The 15,033-nt window shown below is 63.5% G+C and carries 17 protein-coding genes; all 17 read left to right on the forward strand.

Annotation, left to right across the window (positions count from 1 at the left end; translation table 11 throughout):
• The first annotated feature begins 82 nt into the window (after nt 1-82).
• The 17 genes from P5703_RS15075 to P5703_RS15155 all read left to right on the forward strand — a co-directional run bounded on the left by P5703_RS15075 (nt 83) and on the right by P5703_RS15155 (nt 14,791).
• On the forward strand, nt 83-295 hold the full coding sequence (locus tag P5703_RS15075; protein ID WP_012205952.1) for an AlpA family transcriptional regulator: 213 nt from the start codon (nt 83-85) through the stop codon (nt 293-295).
• A gap of 42 nt (nt 296-337) precedes the next feature.
• Nucleotides 338-1,213 carry a ParA family protein gene (locus P5703_RS15080; protein WP_012205953.1) on the forward strand — a complete coding sequence of 292 codons (876 nt, stop codon included), beginning with the start codon at nt 338-340 and terminating at the stop codon, nt 1,211-1,213.
• Nucleotides 1,197-1,445 carry a hypothetical protein gene (locus P5703_RS15085; protein WP_012205954.1) on the forward strand — a complete coding sequence of 83 codons (249 nt, stop codon included), beginning with the start codon at nt 1,197-1,199 and terminating at the stop codon, nt 1,443-1,445. Before P5703_RS15080 ends, P5703_RS15085 begins: the two co-directional genes overlap by 17 nt.
• The gene (locus P5703_RS15090; RefSeq protein WP_285587782.1) at nt 1,438-3,030 is read left to right on the forward strand and encodes a ParB family protein; all 1,593 of its coding nucleotides are present in this window, start codon (nt 1,438-1,440) and stop codon (nt 3,028-3,030) included. Before P5703_RS15085 ends, P5703_RS15090 begins: the two co-directional genes overlap by 8 nt.
• 15 nt (nt 3,031-3,045) lie before the next feature.
• The gene (locus tag P5703_RS15095; RefSeq protein WP_008267477.1) at nt 3,046-3,606 is read left to right on the forward strand and encodes a DUF2857 domain-containing protein; all 561 of its coding nucleotides are present in this window, start codon (nt 3,046-3,048) and stop codon (nt 3,604-3,606) included.
• A 3-nt stretch (nt 3,607-3,609) separates the two neighbouring features.
• The gene (locus P5703_RS15100; protein ID WP_034004725.1) at nt 3,610-4,854 is read left to right on the forward strand and encodes an STY4528 family pathogenicity island replication protein; all 1,245 of its coding nucleotides are present in this window, start codon (nt 3,610-3,612) and stop codon (nt 4,852-4,854) included.
• A 316-nt stretch (nt 4,855-5,170) separates the two neighbouring features.
• Nucleotides 5,171-5,956 (forward strand): PFL_4669 family integrating conjugative element protein, encoded by a 786-nt coding sequence (locus tag P5703_RS15105; RefSeq protein WP_044314040.1) that lies wholly within the window; start codon nt 5,171-5,173, stop codon nt 5,954-5,956.
• The gene (locus P5703_RS15110; RefSeq protein ID WP_012205958.1) at nt 5,953-6,480 is read left to right on the forward strand and encodes a DUF3158 family protein; all 528 of its coding nucleotides are present in this window, start codon (nt 5,953-5,955) and stop codon (nt 6,478-6,480) included. The genes P5703_RS15105 and P5703_RS15110 overlap by 4 nt, the downstream gene beginning before the upstream one ends.
• 73 nt (nt 6,481-6,553) lie before the next feature.
• Nucleotides 6,554-6,994: a single-stranded DNA-binding protein gene (locus P5703_RS15115; RefSeq protein WP_012205959.1), complete on the forward strand. Its 441-nt coding sequence runs from the start codon at nt 6,554-6,556 to the stop codon at nt 6,992-6,994.
• 269 nt (nt 6,995-7,263) lie between these two features.
• Nucleotides 7,264-9,276: a DNA topoisomerase III gene (locus P5703_RS15120; protein WP_279643299.1), complete on the forward strand. Its 2,013-nt coding sequence runs from the start codon at nt 7,264-7,266 to the stop codon at nt 9,274-9,276.
• 523 nt (nt 9,277-9,799) lie between these two features.
• Nucleotides 9,800-10,045, forward strand: a complete 246-nt coding sequence (locus tag P5703_RS15125) for a hypothetical protein (protein WP_008265051.1) — start codon at nt 9,800-9,802, stop codon at nt 10,043-10,045.
• A 330-nt stretch (nt 10,046-10,375) separates the two neighbouring features.
• Nucleotides 10,376-10,588, forward strand: a complete 213-nt coding sequence (locus P5703_RS15130) for a hypothetical protein (RefSeq protein WP_003158617.1) — start codon at nt 10,376-10,378, stop codon at nt 10,586-10,588.
• 21 nt (nt 10,589-10,609) lie between these two features.
• Nucleotides 10,610-11,002 (forward strand): hypothetical protein, encoded by a 393-nt coding sequence (locus P5703_RS15135; protein ID WP_044314043.1) that lies wholly within the window; start codon nt 10,610-10,612, stop codon nt 11,000-11,002.
• Nucleotides 11,003-11,214: 212 nt separating this feature from the next.
• A complete protein-coding gene (locus P5703_RS15140; protein WP_044314044.1) occupies nt 11,215-11,952 on the forward strand; it encodes a DUF5983 family protein in 738 nt (245 codons plus the stop codon).
• A 94-nt stretch (nt 11,953-12,046) separates the two neighbouring features.
• On the forward strand, nt 12,047-12,325 hold the full coding sequence (locus P5703_RS15145; RefSeq protein ID WP_012205964.1) for a hypothetical protein: 279 nt from the start codon (nt 12,047-12,049) through the stop codon (nt 12,323-12,325).
• A 280-nt stretch (nt 12,326-12,605) separates the two neighbouring features.
• Nucleotides 12,606-13,418 carry a GTPase gene (locus tag P5703_RS15150; protein WP_043942133.1) on the forward strand — a complete coding sequence of 271 codons (813 nt, stop codon included), beginning with the start codon at nt 12,606-12,608 and terminating at the stop codon, nt 13,416-13,418.
• Nucleotides 13,419-13,588: 170 nt separating this feature from the next.
• The gene (locus P5703_RS15155) at nt 13,589-14,791 is read left to right on the forward strand and encodes an ISL3 family transposase (protein WP_074519909.1); all 1,203 of its coding nucleotides are present in this window, start codon (nt 13,589-13,591) and stop codon (nt 14,789-14,791) included.
• Nucleotides 14,792-15,033 lie beyond the last annotated feature (242 nt).

Genomic DNA, 15,033 nt, shown 5'->3' on the forward strand with positions numbered 1-15,033 from the left:
ATTTGCAATGTCTTTTCGCTGCCGTGTCTATTGAATAGAGGTCACGCCAACAAACGCCACTGAGCGTTCAGGAGTGACCGCCATGTCGCAAACACCTGTACTGCCGCCAAACGAGCGCCGCATCCTGCGCCTGGAAGAAGTCGAAGCGAAATCCGGTTTCAAGCGCGCCCACATCTACAACCTGATGAAGAAACGCCAGTTCCCGCAGGCGCTGCGTCTGGGCGTGCGCGCCGTGGGCTGGGACTCCATCGAAATCGATCAGTGGATCGACGAGCGCGTCAACAACAGGGCCTGACCCGTTCTCCCGCGGACTTTCCATCCTGACACGGAGAACGCCATGCAGGTCGTATCCATCATTTCAACCAAAGGCGGGGTCGGCAAGACCACCACGGCCGCAAACCTGGGCGGTCTCGCTGCGGACGCCGGGCTGCGCGTGCTGTTGCTCGATCTTGATGTGCAGCCCACCTTGTCCTCCTACTACGAGCTGGCCCATCGTGCGCCGGGCGGTATCTATGAATTGCTGGCCTTCAACGAGCGTGACCTTGGCCAGCTTGTGTCCCGCACGATCATCGCGGGCCTGGACTTGGTGCTCTCCAACGACCACCGAGGCGAACTGAACACTTTGCTGCTGCACGCGCCAGACGGGCGACTGCGGCTGCGGCACCTGCTGCCGATACTGAACCCCCTCTACGACCTGGTGCTGATCGACACCCAGGGCGCGCGCTCGGTGCTGCTGGAGATGGCGGTGCTGGCCTCCGACCTCGCGCTGTCGCCAGTGACCCCGGAAATCCTCGCCGCCCGCGAACTGCGGCGCGGCACCATGCAGTTGCTGGCGGACATTGCGCCGTACCGGCAGCTGGGTATCGAGCCGCCGCCGCTGCACCTGCTCATCAACCGCGTCCATCCGGTGTCCGCCAACGCCCGTCTGATCCAGCAGGCGCTGCGCGATCTGTTCCAGGGCCACACCGGCATTCGGGTTCTGGCCACCGACGTGCCGGCCATTGAGGCTTATCCGCGTGCCGCGACGCGCGGTCTGCCGGTGCATCGGGTCGAGTACCGCCAGCCAGTGGGCAGAGTCGCTCCCGCCGCGCTCGCCACCATGCGCGATCTTGCCGGCGAATTGCTCCCGCAGTGGCAGGATCGATTTGCCGCAGTGTCCGGCCGTCCGCCACAGCCTCTTGATACCAGGAGGCCCCATGGCCAACGCACATGAACTGGCCCGAGGCCACAGCCGGCTGCGCGCCCTGATCGAGTTCGCCGTCGGCGAAGGCTGGCACGTCAAGCGCACGGCGGGCGGTCACCTCAAGTTCACCAAGGCAGGCTGCGCCGCGATCTACACCAGTTCGACGGCCAGCGATCACCGGGCAGCCCTCAACGCCCGTGCGCAGATCCGTCGTGCCGAGCGCGAGACCCGATCCCAAGCGCAGGGAGGCGGCCATGACTGAGATCACCTCCCAGCAGATGGCCGGCAAACTGCTTGCGTCCGGGTTCGAGCGCAGCGGCCCGTCAGCAACGACCTTGAGCGACCCGATCGCCGACACGCCCATGGTCGTGACGCTCGACCAGTTGCACCCCTACGACCACGACCCGCGCAAGAAGCGCAATCCGGTGTACGAGGAAATCAAGGCATCCATCCGCGAGCGTGGCCTGGACGCGGCTCCGGCCATCACCCGGCGGCCCGGCGACGATCACTACATCATCCGCAATGGCGGCAACACGCGACTGGCAATCCTGCGCGAACTCTGGTCGGAGACCAAGGACGAACGCTTTTTTCGGGTCTCATGCCTGTTCCGCCCGTGGCCCGAGCGTGGTGAGATCGTCGCGCTCACCGGGCATCTTGCGGAAAACGAACTGCGCGGTGGCCTCACCTTCATCGAGCGCGCTTTGGGCGTCGAGAAAGCGCGCGAGTTCTACGAACTGGAAATCCGCTCCACCCTGAGCCAGTCCGAGCTGGCTCGCCGCCTGGCCGCCGACGGATACCCCGTGCAGCAATCGCACATCAGCCGGATGGCCGACGCCGTACGCTACCTGCTGCCCGCAATCCCGACCGTGCTCTACGCCGGCCTGGGGCGTCACCAGGTCGAGCGGTTGTCGGTCATCCGCAAGGCCTGCGAGCGCACCTGGGAGCATTACGCCAAAGGCCGCTCACTGGTTCAGGACTTCGACGAGTTCTTTCAGGAAGTGCTGTCGCAATTCGATGTCCAGGCCGACGAGTTCTCTACGCAGCGCGTACAGGACGAGCTGATCGGCCAGATGGCCGAATTGCTGGACGTCGATTACGACGTGCTCGCTCTGGACATGACCGAATCCGAGAGCCGCCAGCGTGCCTTGGTCAGCGAGCCGACGCCGCCCTCGACACCGCCTGCCTTGCCAGAGCCAGAGGCCATCGCGCGCCCACCTGTCGATACCGCGCCACCCGCCGCGAAGCCTGCGGCAACGCCATCAACGGGCAAAAGCGACACGGATGGCAGCCTGCTTCAAGAGCACATCGTCTCCCCGGCGCCGACAACCGAACGGCTTGAGTCCATCCAGCGCATGGTCGCCGACCAGTTGGGCGATGCACTGCCGCGCGACTTCTCGGCGAACGTCTTGCAGTCCATCCCGGTGCAGGCTGGCGGGCTCTATCCGATCTCGGATGTCTGGTACATCGCCCCCGGCCTGGACACACCCGAGCACCTGCGCATCCACGTCGCGCAGTTCGCCCGCGAGATTGCGGTCGAGGCAGACCTGGGCGAGTGCATCGATGACCGCCCAGACGGTATCGGCTTCGCCTGCCGTGCCCATACCTCAAGCCTGGCGCCAAAGGGCCGTGCCGTCCATACGCTGTTGGCTTGCCTGGCCGGTCAGCAGCCCGCCGACGTCGGTCTGGACAACGGGCAAGTCGTCATCGACCTGCCGGCGCTGCTGTACGGCCAGGGCGACGTAACCCGAAGATTGAGCGACACCGCGCTGGTCAAGCTGTTCCGCCTGCTGCGACTGGCCCGCCGCCTGCTCGATCTCGAAGCCGGCGCTGCGGACTCTGGAACCTAAGCGCGGGAGGCCAGCATGTCCACAGCACACCCACTCAACCAGGCTGTCATCGCCCAGGCCCTCTATGACCTGCGCAATGGGCAACTGCGCCGCTGCAAGCTGATGGGGTTTGGCGAGGCAGAGCTGGACGCCCTCAAGCATCCCGCGCTGATCAGCGTGCTGGCCAACGCCAACGTCTCCTGGTGCTCAGTGACGGTCAACCGCGAAGTGCTGCGGCGGCTGCTCCAGCAGGCGCAGGATGTGGAGAAGGAAATCGCCACAGTCGATCGCATGCTCAGGCTGGGCGCGAGCACGGAGATGGTCAGCAAGTTCTATGGCTTGACGCATCAGGAAGTGGCTCTTCGCCGTGAAATCCTTGGTCTGCCCAAACGGAAGGGTCGGCACCCCGTGCTGGACGAGGAGCAGGACACGGAGCTGTGGCGGCAATGGAAGGCCGTGACCAACAGCAGGACCGTCGATCTCGAAGACGAAACTTCCATCCTCGATGCCGCCATGGACTTGGCCGAAGGCATGTCGCTGCCTCTGTCGGTGGTCTGGGCCTCGATCAAGAGCTGGGTCGATCAGGGACTGGCTTGAGTCATGGCCGTGGACGACACCGCACCACGAGCCCTACGCCAAGGCCCCATCGCACTCGCAGAGCTGTTCGATGCTGCGCTAAAAGACCTTGTGCCCAAGCCCGCCCCCAGCGCACCTGCGTCTACACCGGCACAGTCGCCCACGCCCACCTCCGGCGATGCTTTCCTGTTCAGTGGCAACCGGCACGAGACGGTGCCACGCAAGTTGTTCCTCGACCGTCGCTTGACGCCGCTGGAACGAAACGCCTGGCAAGTGTTCCGGCTGATGCTCAACGACGATGGCGTAACCGCATTTCCCACCTACGAGCAGTTGCGGCCCTGGCTGGCGTCCATGCCCTGCGCAGGCCAGGCCTCGCATGAAACCGTGGCACGGGCGCTGACACTGATGCGCCTGACTCGCTGGCTGAGCCTGGTTCGGCGACGGCGTGACCCCAAAACCGGCCGCATCCTCGGCAATCTGTACGTGCTGCACGACGAACCCTTGACACCGTTCGAGGCCATGCAGCTCGACCCGGACTACCTGCAACTCGTCAGCCAGGCGCTCGGCCATTCTGCCAAGGCCGTGCAGATCGTGGGCCTGCACACGCTCAAGGAAATCGGTGAAGACCCATTACTGGCCGGACGCACCCTCCCGTCACGGTTGCAGGTGATGGCCGAACGTCTCGCCAAGCAGGACCTCACGGCCAGCGATAGTTATCCACAGGAAGACGCCATTCACGACTCCGAAGAAGGGGCTCCGAGCCTTCTTCGGAATGGCGAACGCCCCTCTACGGATTCCGAAGCAGGGTCGAAACCCGCGCCAGACGTCTCTCTTCGGAATCCGAAGCAGGCCCGTACAGTACGTAGTAGTTGTATTAATGAAATACGTACTACTGCGCAGGCGCGCGCGCTGGGCGATCTGCAATGGCCCAAGCGCTTTGCGCAACTGAAGGCGGAACAGCAGGCGGGTGCCAAGGTGGCATTGCAGCAGGTTGATGCCTCGCTGAGGCAGGACGTGCTGGACGAATGGGCCGCGCGTTGTAGCAACCACGGCATCCGCAATCCCGCAGGGTATCTGTTCGGCATCATCCAGCGGGCCATCCACGGTGAGTTCAATGCCTGGGCAAAGAAAGACCCGCCACCGGCACCCACTCAACCAAACGAACGGCCACCACCCGCACCGCCGGCCCAAACGCAGGGTAAGCCGGTGCCACCAGAAGTCGCCAGGCAGCACATCGAGCGGCTTCGAGATCTGCTCGCCAGCAAGTGAGCAGGCTGGCAAGGCGGTGAAGTGGATGCCCATGGATGCCAGTAGAGCTATCCCCTGGGATAGTTCCACCGTTGGGGCGGATACCGTGCAGTCGCAAGCTTGGCCTCGAACATCTGCCGCAGTATCGGCGTTGTCCCCCCCGATCCCGACCTGCAGCGTTCGTTGGCGCTCCATGGAGCTATCCCCAGGGGATAGCTCGCGCCGCAGGCGGCCACCACGCGCTGAACCGGGGTCTGGCAGGTTTCGGTTTGTTGACTGACGGCCTTCCGCTTCCTGCCGAAGCTGACCGCTCCTTTCCACACAACGAGCGGACACCATGGCAACCAATGAACCTCTGCAACTGAATCTCGGCTCCCTGCGCAGCGCGATGTCGCTGACGCTTCACACCCACCACGCCTCGCGCATCTGGCATGGCCGTGCCGCTGCCGAGGGGCGACCGGGCATCGTCGGCCTGAACGGCTACATCGCCCAAATGAACAAGATGCGGCGTGGTTCGGAGCAGGACGACCCGTACTCGGATTGGTGGATGCTGCGCATCGAGGTCAAGCTCGACCAGACCAAGACCACGCTGCAATCGCTGCGCGAGCAGGTGGATCAGGCGCTGGCGAGCGTGCCGCCGGCACTAAGCCTGGGCGAAAACCTCAACGTTCAGCCCGTCAAGTTGCCGCTGTTCGTCAATGCGCAGCTCGGCTTTGCCGCCGTCTATCTGCTGGCCGACTACGACGACATCGCCCGCAAACTGATTCTCGCCCACCACACGGCGCTCATCGACCGCAGCACCTTGGAGCGCTGGCTCAACGAGGGTGCCCATGCACTGCGCAGCCTGTTCTCGCTGGCCCAGCAATACCGCTATTCGGGCTGTACACGCGACGACTTCGTATCAAAGAACGCCGCAGCACGGGCGGCGTTGGAGAAATTCGGCGAACTGCCGGAGGACGTGCTGGAAGGCACGCGCCGCTCGAAGTTCGCACCGCCCATCGTGCGCCGTGGCCTGCAACAGCGTGTCGAGAGTCCTGCTGCAGCGCCTGACCCCAACGACGAGCCCGCCACTGGCGCAGCACCCGAAATCAGCGCCGACGAGGACGAGGACGAGCAGGCATGAGCGATCCGAACCGCGAACCCCGCTACTTCCAGGGCCTGCAACAGGCAGCCTTCATGAAGCTGGAACACGCTGCCTCTCTAAAAGGCCTTTTAAAGCCTTTTAAGGGTAAGGGGGATCTTGAGACCTGGGCCAGTCAGTGTTTCGCCATGCGCGACGAGTTGATTGACATGGCGCAGCGGCAGGTGCTGCAACAGGCAGTCGGGCATCCCTTCCACCTACTGCCCGTGGAGTTGGCCCAGCAGACCACGGGCGCAGGCACGGCGTTTTTGCGCTGGCGCAAGCACGACCGCTCAGCCATGGGCGTAGCCCTGTGGCAGGAATTGATGGCGAGCACCGGCACGCCGGTCAACCTGCTGGCCGAGCTGCACGCGATCGAGCTTCAACGCATCACGCTGAACATGCAGATCAGCCTGTTGCACACCTTGGGCAGGCAGGCCCAGGAGTGCGCCAGCAAGGCCGCCAAGGCGGAGGACGCCTACCTGCGACGGCTCAAGTCCATCCCACCTGGAGTGCGTGATCGGTGATGGCATCGGACACCCCAGTACGCGCCCGACGCCGACGCGGCACGGGTATTTCAACCACCATGGAGATTGCAACATGAGCACGCATTTTTGGGGTGAAGGCAACATTGGCTCACCGCCCGAGTACCGGGAGTTCCCCAACGGCAACGACGAGCCGCGGCGCTTGCTGCGGCTGAACGTGTACTTCGACAACCCCGTTCCCACCAAAGGCGGCGACTTCGAGGATCGCGGCGGTTTCTGGGCACCGGTGGAAATCTGGCACCGTGACGTCGCACACTGGAAGGATCTGTACCAGAAAGGCATGCGCGTGCTGGTCGTCGGACGCATGGAGCGCGAACCCTGGACGGACAATGAGGATCAGCCGCGCGAAACCTGGCAGATCAACGCGCGCAGCGTCGGCATCCTGCCGTTTCGCATCGAGTCCGTGACCCTCAGCCCGAAGCCGCAGGATGCGGAGGCAAAGTCCCAGGCCGCCCAGGAACCGGCTGCGCCAAAAGAGCCGCGGCGTAGGAAGTGACCCGGTATGAGCCGGCCACTGTTCGCCGCTCCATGCACCCGCGAGCTATCCCCAGGGGATAGCTCCATCAACGTCCACCGGCTTCCACGCGCTCCCGAAAATCGCGGCTCCCGGCCCGCACCCCCCGGCTGCACGCCATCTCCACCCCAGCCATTCCATCCCGTGAAAGAGGTCGCCACCGCTCGCGACTTGTTTGCTGCTGCCCTTGGCGGTGCTCGGCATCCTCGATTCCAGCAACTCAATGAACCACGGAAATCGGATGGACGGACATGCGGCTGTTCTTGTGCGAGAAGCCCTCCCAGGGCAAGGATATTGGCCGGATTCTCGGCGCGACGCAGCGCGGTGAAGGCTGCCTCAGCGGCTCCGGCGTCACGATTACCTGGTGCATCGGCCATCTCGTAGAAGCGGCAGCACCCGAAGTCTATGACGCGGCGCTCAAGCGCTGGTCACTGGAGCAGTTGCCCATCATTCCCCAGCAGTGGCGGGTCGAGGTCAAACCCAAGACCGCCACGCAATTCAAGGTCGTCAAGGCGCTTCTGGCGAAGGCGACCCATCTCGTCATCGCCACCGATGCCGACCGCGAGGGCGAGCTGATCGCCCGCGAGATCATCGACCTGTGCGGCTACCGTGGTCCCATCGAGCGCTTGTGGCTGTCGGCGCTCAACGATGCGTCGATCCGCACCGCGCTCGGCAAGCTGCGACCGTCGTCCGATACGCTGCCGATGTATTACTCGGCGCTGGCGCGTTCGCGGGCAGACTGGCTCGTGGGCATGAACCTCAGCCGTCTTTTCACGCTGCTCGGGCGGCAGGCGGGCTACGACGGCGTGCTGTCGGTCGGACGTGTCCAGACCCCGACCCTGAAGCTGGTCGTTGATCGCGACCGCGAAATCGCGGCTTTCAAGTCGGCGCCGTTCTGGGCCATCGACGTGTCTCTGTCCACAGAGGGTCAGGCTTTCTCCGCGCAGTGGGTTGCGCCCGACGGCTGCACCGACGACGCCGGTCGTTGCCTGCAACAGCCGGTCGCCCAGCAGGCGGCGCTGCAGATTCGCGTCGCGGACAACACCCAGGTGGTGTCGGTCGAGACCGAGCGCGTGCGCGAAGGCCCGCCACTGTTGTTCGACCTGAGCACCTTGCAGGAGGTCTGTTCCAAGCAGCTCGGGCTGGACGTGCAGGAGACATTGCAGATCGCCCAGGCCCTGTACGAGACGCACAAGGCCACGACCTACCCGCGCTCGGACTCCGGCTATCTGCCCGAAAGCATGTTCGCCGAGGTGCCCGCCGTCCTGGACAGCCTGCTCAAGACCGATCCGTCGCTGCGCCCGATCATGAGCCAGCTCGACCGCTCCCAGCGTTCGCGTGCATGGAACGACGGCAAGGTCACGGCGCACCACGGCATCATTCCGACGCTCGAACCCGCGAACCTCTCTCCTCTGAGCGAGAAGGAACTGGCGGTGTACCGGCTGATCCGGGCGCATTACCTGGCGCAGTTCCTCCCGCACCACGAGTTCGACCGTACCGTGGCTGAGTTTTCCTGCGGCCAGCAGATGCTGGTGGCCACCGGTAAACAGGTGGTCGTCAAAGGCTGGCGTCTGGTGCTGGCCGAACCGCAAGCGGATGAGGACGGCGACGACGCGGCGCGCAGCCAGGTGCTGCCCCCGCTGCGTGGGGGCCTGGCGTGCCAGGTGGCTGAGGTCGAGATCAAGGCGCTCAAGACGATGCCGCCCAAGCCCTACACCCAGGGCGAACTGGTCAAGTCGATGAAGGGCATTGCGCGCTTCGTGACCGACCCGCGCCTGAAGCAGAAGCTCAAAGACACGACGGGCATCGGCACCGAGGCGACGCGGGCCAACATCATCAGCGTGCTGATCGCCCGTGGCTACATCGTGAAGAAGGGGCGCTCCATTCGCGCATCGGATGCGGCGTTCACGCTGATCGACGCCGTGCCTGCGGCGATTGCAGACCCTGGCACGACGGCAGTGTGGGAGCAGGCGCTCGACATGATCGAGGCCGGACAGCTCACCCTGGACGTATTCCTCAGCAAGCAGGCCGCCTGGATTTCTCAGTTGATCGCGCAGTACGGCTGCGTGTCCCTGTCCATCAAGCTTCCCCATGGGCCAGCATGCCCGCAGTGCGGCGCAGCGACGCGCCAGCGCACCGGCAAGAGCGGCCCATTCTGGTCGTGCAGTCGCTACCCAGACTGCAAAGGCACGCTGCCGGTCGAATCCGGTACGCCCAAGCGTGGCGCTTCGCGCTCGCGTAGCAGCGGTCGCAAAGGCGCCTGACCGACTCCGTTTCCCGTGGGCCGCACCCTGTTTCAAAGGCGTGGCCCGTGTCCCGCACGCCCCTGCGGGTCGCCCAGCGCGTAACGCCTTCTTGTCCGTGTGCGCGTCCCGTCCAGCCGTCCCCGGCTGCGGGACCTGAAGGTATCTTTTCCGCGAACCGTCTCCCGCGTGTTCTGCTGGTCTGTGTTTCTCCCGCCCACTGCGAAGGGTCCCCCGATGGCTTGCCAGGCAGCGCGAGCCACCCGGAGACCCTTTGTGGTCAGCGGTATTCGGTGCCGGCGCCCACCGGCGCAAAAACGGGCTCCCTTTGTGCGCGGATGTGCGCCAGACGATGCCGGCCCCAGCCACGACATGGGCCGGGTGTGATTGCTGATGAGCAGACGGTTCTAGCGACGACCGGGCCTGCAACAGCCCACGGGTGGTTATTTCCTCCCGAGCCGAAGGTCAGCGAGCCTTCGGCTCCTTTATCTCGTCGATCAACGTTCCGAGCCAATGGCCGGCCACAGCAACAGGAAACCGACGCATGCAACAACCGGAGAAAGTACGAGCCGCATTCGAGCGCGACCTTGGCAACAAGGTGCTGTTCATCAAGGGCGGCAAGCTGCTGTTTATCGATGGCATCAACCTCAAGGCCATCGCCGACCGTAAGGCGTATTTCGCTTCGCTGCGTGCGCGGCAGGAGCAGCCCATTGTGGTCCTGGCCGAACTGGGACAGGACGAGGCATTCGCCCTGTGGAAGCAGCATGTCCTGGGCGACGCGCCCGAGTGAGCCAACGCACCCGCGCACCACCCTGACAACCCGCACTCGATGCGGGTTTTCTGTCTCTGCGCCGATCAATCCGGGCTGGGCCGAATGCCGTTTTGCAACTGACGCAGCGCGGCCCCCGCATGAAGCTGCCCGCATGTTCGCTGATTCGTCAGCACATGCCAGCAGCCATGGGTTCCAGGCTGCCGCGGGTTCTTCCCGCGTAACCCGCCAGTCCGTATCGCATCAAGTCTGCGGACGCGCGTCCCCGTGACGCCGATGCTTTTTATCCACCGCGTGCGGGAGCTGCCATCCCGTGAGGGACAAGGCCTCGCTTTTCCAAGGAACCTACCCATGTCCCACAAAGCCTCTTTCGGCCAGTTGGCCTTGACCTATTGCGGCAAGTTCCTGCCGCTCGAAGTCCTGCAAAGCGCCGCCGGCCACTACATCGGCACGCGCGATACCGAAGGTCCCGTTTCGCGGGAATCGCACGAGTACTTCCGCAGCCATGCGGCGGCTCAACGTGCCCTCGAAAGAGGCGGCTGGTCCCAGCTCGCCATTCCCTGATCCAACTGGAGGAATCACGCCATGAATCAACTGCTGCCGCAGGAAGTCGTCGATCAGATCATGCGGGAAGAGCAGCATTTCGCTGCCGAGCCCCAAGCCTTCTTCGAGGCCTGGAAGCGTGGTGCCGAGATCGCTGGCCCCGAATGGTTCGGCGACGGCACCCGTGACGGCCTCAACCAGGCCAAAAGCAAGTGGGATCTGCGTCCCAACATGCTGCGGCTCAACGATGCCCTCGGTGTCCTGAGCAGCGGGCAACGCATGTTTCTGTCCGCCATGGTCAGCTTCTACAACGCGCACGAGGGCGGTGCCATGCTCAAACGCTGCCATTTCCACGGGCTGTCGGATTTCGACGGTCTCGACCTGGAACGCCGCCAGGTCATTGCCGACTTGATGCTGAACTACAGCGGCTGGTGAGCCCGTTTCTGGCACACCCCCGTCTTTTCGTTCCCCACGAGGGACATGCACCTACACGGTCATGTCCCTCGATTTCCTTTCCGTTGCCCAGCGTAAGGCGGCTGAATCAAAGCCAACGATCACCTCTGCCTGACGCATTTTCCCCTTTCAACCCACCGGGTCCAATTCCCGGTGGCGGGAATTGGCTCCATTATTCAATCTGGAGCGTCCCCATGTCTCAGAATCCCAATCCCTTTGTTCGCGGCTACTGGAATTTGAAAATCGTCCGCACGCTGTCCATCAGCTACGAGGACGGAAGCCCGCCTGTCTGGCGAAATATCCACCCGAGCCAGCAACACCTGTCCGACCAGGAACTGATTTCATCGTCCTGCATCGTCATCAGCGATTTCGCGGTGGTCACGAACGGCTCTGAACCTGTGAGTGCCGAGGTACTGGCCGAATGCGATGCCGATGAAGGTGTTAACGGCGAAGGCGTGATCGGTGCCGTGGTCTATGCCATTCATGGCGAGGACTTCGACGGTCGCCTGATCCACGTTGGTGACAGCTATTCGGTCGAGGCCGCGCGGGAAGTTGTGCGGCGCCTGAGTTTCGAGACCGGCTACTACAGCCGATGCTGGGAGATCAGCAGCGCACACATCAGCCCGGAAACCGGCCAGTACCTCGCCAATCTGGCGGACCTTGCCACGCCGGAGGCCTTTTTGTTCATCGCCTTTCGGGTTCCGTACAGCCCGGCGATCGGCGTCAAGCTGATCTCCACGCCCTGGACGGACAAGAACCTGGAGTACGCCGATGGCATCACCGCCGAGCAGCTTCGGCAGGAGCACCGCAGCAAGGGCATGCCCGACGACCTGGCGAACATCCTGGAACTGGCTGGCCAGGCCGATGTGCGCATCCTCATCCTCGACGCTGACGCGCCCGTGTTGCTGGGCCTGCCGCTGGCCGAGTCCTAGCAAACACACCACGCGCCCACCTTCCTCTTTGCCCTCCATGCCAGCCTGTCTCCTTTCTGGGAGCCAGGCTGGTCCAATTCCATAGGAGCACTTTATGTTCCCCGACCTCATCTCGCCCGCACGCGACTTCGAGCATCAGCTTGGAGCCTGCGTCAACGCCATGGGCCAGGACGACGCCATCGGCCAGATCCTGGTATTCGAGCGCTTGAGCGGCATGCTGCACATGCGCCATATCGCCAGCGCCGATCTGGCAGACACCGACATTGATGCCTACGAAATGGTCGTCTTCGACGGCGGCAATACCGGCGGCGACTCGTGGAAGCACGTGTTCTTTCCACGTCAGCGCGAACACTACTTCGTGTACCAAGTCTGACCACCCAGCCGCTTTCGAGGGGCCTTTTCTTGTCGCGGCGCAGGAAAGCGGGTGCGGCGCGGTGCGGTTTCCTGAGCGCAGGCCGCTCACTCAAGGGCCATCTTTACCCCATGTTCGTCGGCGTTGCCGACACATGCCCAGGCAGCCAAGACCTTCAAGGCTGCAAGCGCGGGAAACCGTGCTGGTTGTTTCTTCCTACGGACGCATCGCGCCCATCCACCCACAAGGGATCTCTCCCTTGCGGGCGGGGAATCCCTTGTTCTTCCTCAAGGAGATTCACATGGATCGCTCTCTTATCAAGACCCTGATGCCTTCGCTGGTCGCAGGCCATGTGCCCCGCAACGTGCGGTCGTTCAAGTACCGCGTGTTCGATGATCAGCCACAGTCCTCGACACTGGGCTTTGTCATCGATCCCCAGCCCTTCGACGGCAAGGTGGTCGCAGCCAGCGAGGACGCCATCGTCGTCAAGCTCAAGCCCAGCGAGTTCGCGGTACTCGATCCCAACCTGGTGACCAGCATTCCCAGCGAGGGCACCAAGGTGCATGTCCAACCCTATGCCCGTCGTCGTTTCGACGGTCTGCGTGCGGACACGCCAGAAGAGCGCACCGAGATGATGTCCGACGGCACTCCCTACACCGTCAAGACACACATCCTCGGCTCCGCGCCGGCCAAGCTGCCCATTCCCGAGCCGCAGTGTATGGAACTGGGTCAGCTCATCGAGCAGTTGGAGGAAATGTCGGCGCCCGACGGGTTCCGGCGCATCACCCACATGCTGGTCGATGCGGGCGCCCACGACTTCACCTGGGTCGATCCGAAGCCGGCCAAGATCATCGAAACGCCTCCGGCGATCAGTTTCACGGTTTCGACCGCGAAGTTCGACGGTCGGGTGACGATCCTCTACCAGCGCGGCAGCGATACCTATGCGGTGGAGCTGTGCCGCGACGGCGAGTTGGTCGATCGGCACGACGAGGTGTATTTCGACATGCTCGGCGAAGTGCTGGAGCGGCTCATCGACGACGGGCGCTGGCGTCTGATCGATGTGAGCGTGATCGGCGCGGAGACGTCCCGACGGCGCCGCGCTGTACCGGCGTAACACCACGAAAAGAACCAGGCGACATGCCCCCCACAGGCTCTCCCTCCATTCGGAAGGAGGGCCTTTTTTCTGGTTCTTCGCGGACTCTGGGGGAAGAGCGAGTTGACAGTCAGGGAAGCAGGTAAATTGGCAGTCGCCAAACACACCCTCCACCTGTCCCTGCTGTCGCCGTGCATCCTATTGATCTTGCCTCGTTCTGGCCAGGCTATGACGCCGTTGCCTGCCGTTCATCCGCCAACAACTCCCTTCTGATTGAGCTCGAGCCTCAAGCCGGTTCAGTGCCCAAGTGCGGGCGTTGTGGTCAGCTCAGTCCGTTGATTCACGAGCGCCGAATTCGTCTGGTGCGCGATCGTGATCTGTTCGATCAGCGCGTCTTGCTTCAACTACCCGTGCGCCGAGTCGATTGCCTGCACTGTGGTCGGGTGACCGAGCGGATCGACTGGCTGGAGCCTGCATCTCGCCTGACCCGGCGGTTACGGGTCTGGCTCGAAAGCTTGCTGCGGCTGCTGCCGATCAGCCACGTCAGCCAGCTCACCGGCCTGCACTGGCACACCCTCAAGACGCTCGATAAACGACGCTTACAAGCCGAGGTAGGCACCTTCGATTCAAGCGGTGTCCGCCGCCTGGTGATGGATGAGTTCGCCCTACACAAGGGGCATCGCTATGCCACGGTCATCATGGATGCCGAGCGAACACGGGTGCTGTGGGTCGGCCATGGCAACAGCCGTGAGGCGATCCGCCCGTTCTTCGAATTGCTCGGCGAGCACTGCCAACAGATCGAGGCGGTGGCTATGGACATGAATACGGCTTTTGACCTGGAGGTGAAGAAGCATTGCCCGCAGGCCGAAGTGGTGTACGACCTGTTTCACGTCGTCGCGCGCTACGGCCGGGATGTGATCGACCGTATCCGGGTCGACCAGGCCAACCTTCTGCGCGAAGACAAGCCGGCACGAAAGGCGGTCAAGCAGAGTCGTTGGCTGCTGCTGCGCAATCGCGACAACCTGAGGGACGGACAGGCCGTGCAGTTACAGGAGCTGCTTGCTGCCAACCAGCCGTTGGCTACGGTCTATGTGCTCAAGGATGCGCTGAAGGACGTCTGGTACGCCCCCAGCGTAAGAGAGGGCTGGCGGCGCTGGCGAACCTGGCTGCGACATGCTCGCGAGAGCGACCTCGCGCCGCTGCAACGCTTCGCTCGCAACCTGCGCAAATACGCGCGAGGCATCCTTGCCAGTGCTCACTTCCACATGCATACCAGCGTCCTTGAGGGTGTTAACAACCGCATCAAGGTAATCAAGCGCATGGCCTATGGATTCCGGGACTCGGAGTACTTCTTCCTGAAAATCAAGGCCGCCTTCCCCGGGAAAGCGCGATGAACCTTTTTTCTGCCGTGTGAGATTTCATCAAAGGGAATCGCCCGAATGCCGATTGATGGCTGTCTCGCGCGCGAGGCCCGGCCATGCTGAGCCCATGCCTGCTGACGTTGTCAGCGACATGCCAGGCAACCATCGGTCTTCGAGGTTGCGGCGCAGTTCCCACTGCGTGACCGAGCCAGCTCGCACCGCATCCATCCGCGAGCGGCCACCAGTCTCTGGTGGTGGATGCTTTCGCCTTATCA

The sequence above is a fragment of the Stutzerimonas sp. FeSN7 genome (assembly GCF_030263795.1).
Classification (GTDB): domain Bacteria; phylum Pseudomonadota; class Gammaproteobacteria; order Pseudomonadales; family Pseudomonadaceae; genus Stutzerimonas; species Stutzerimonas stutzeri.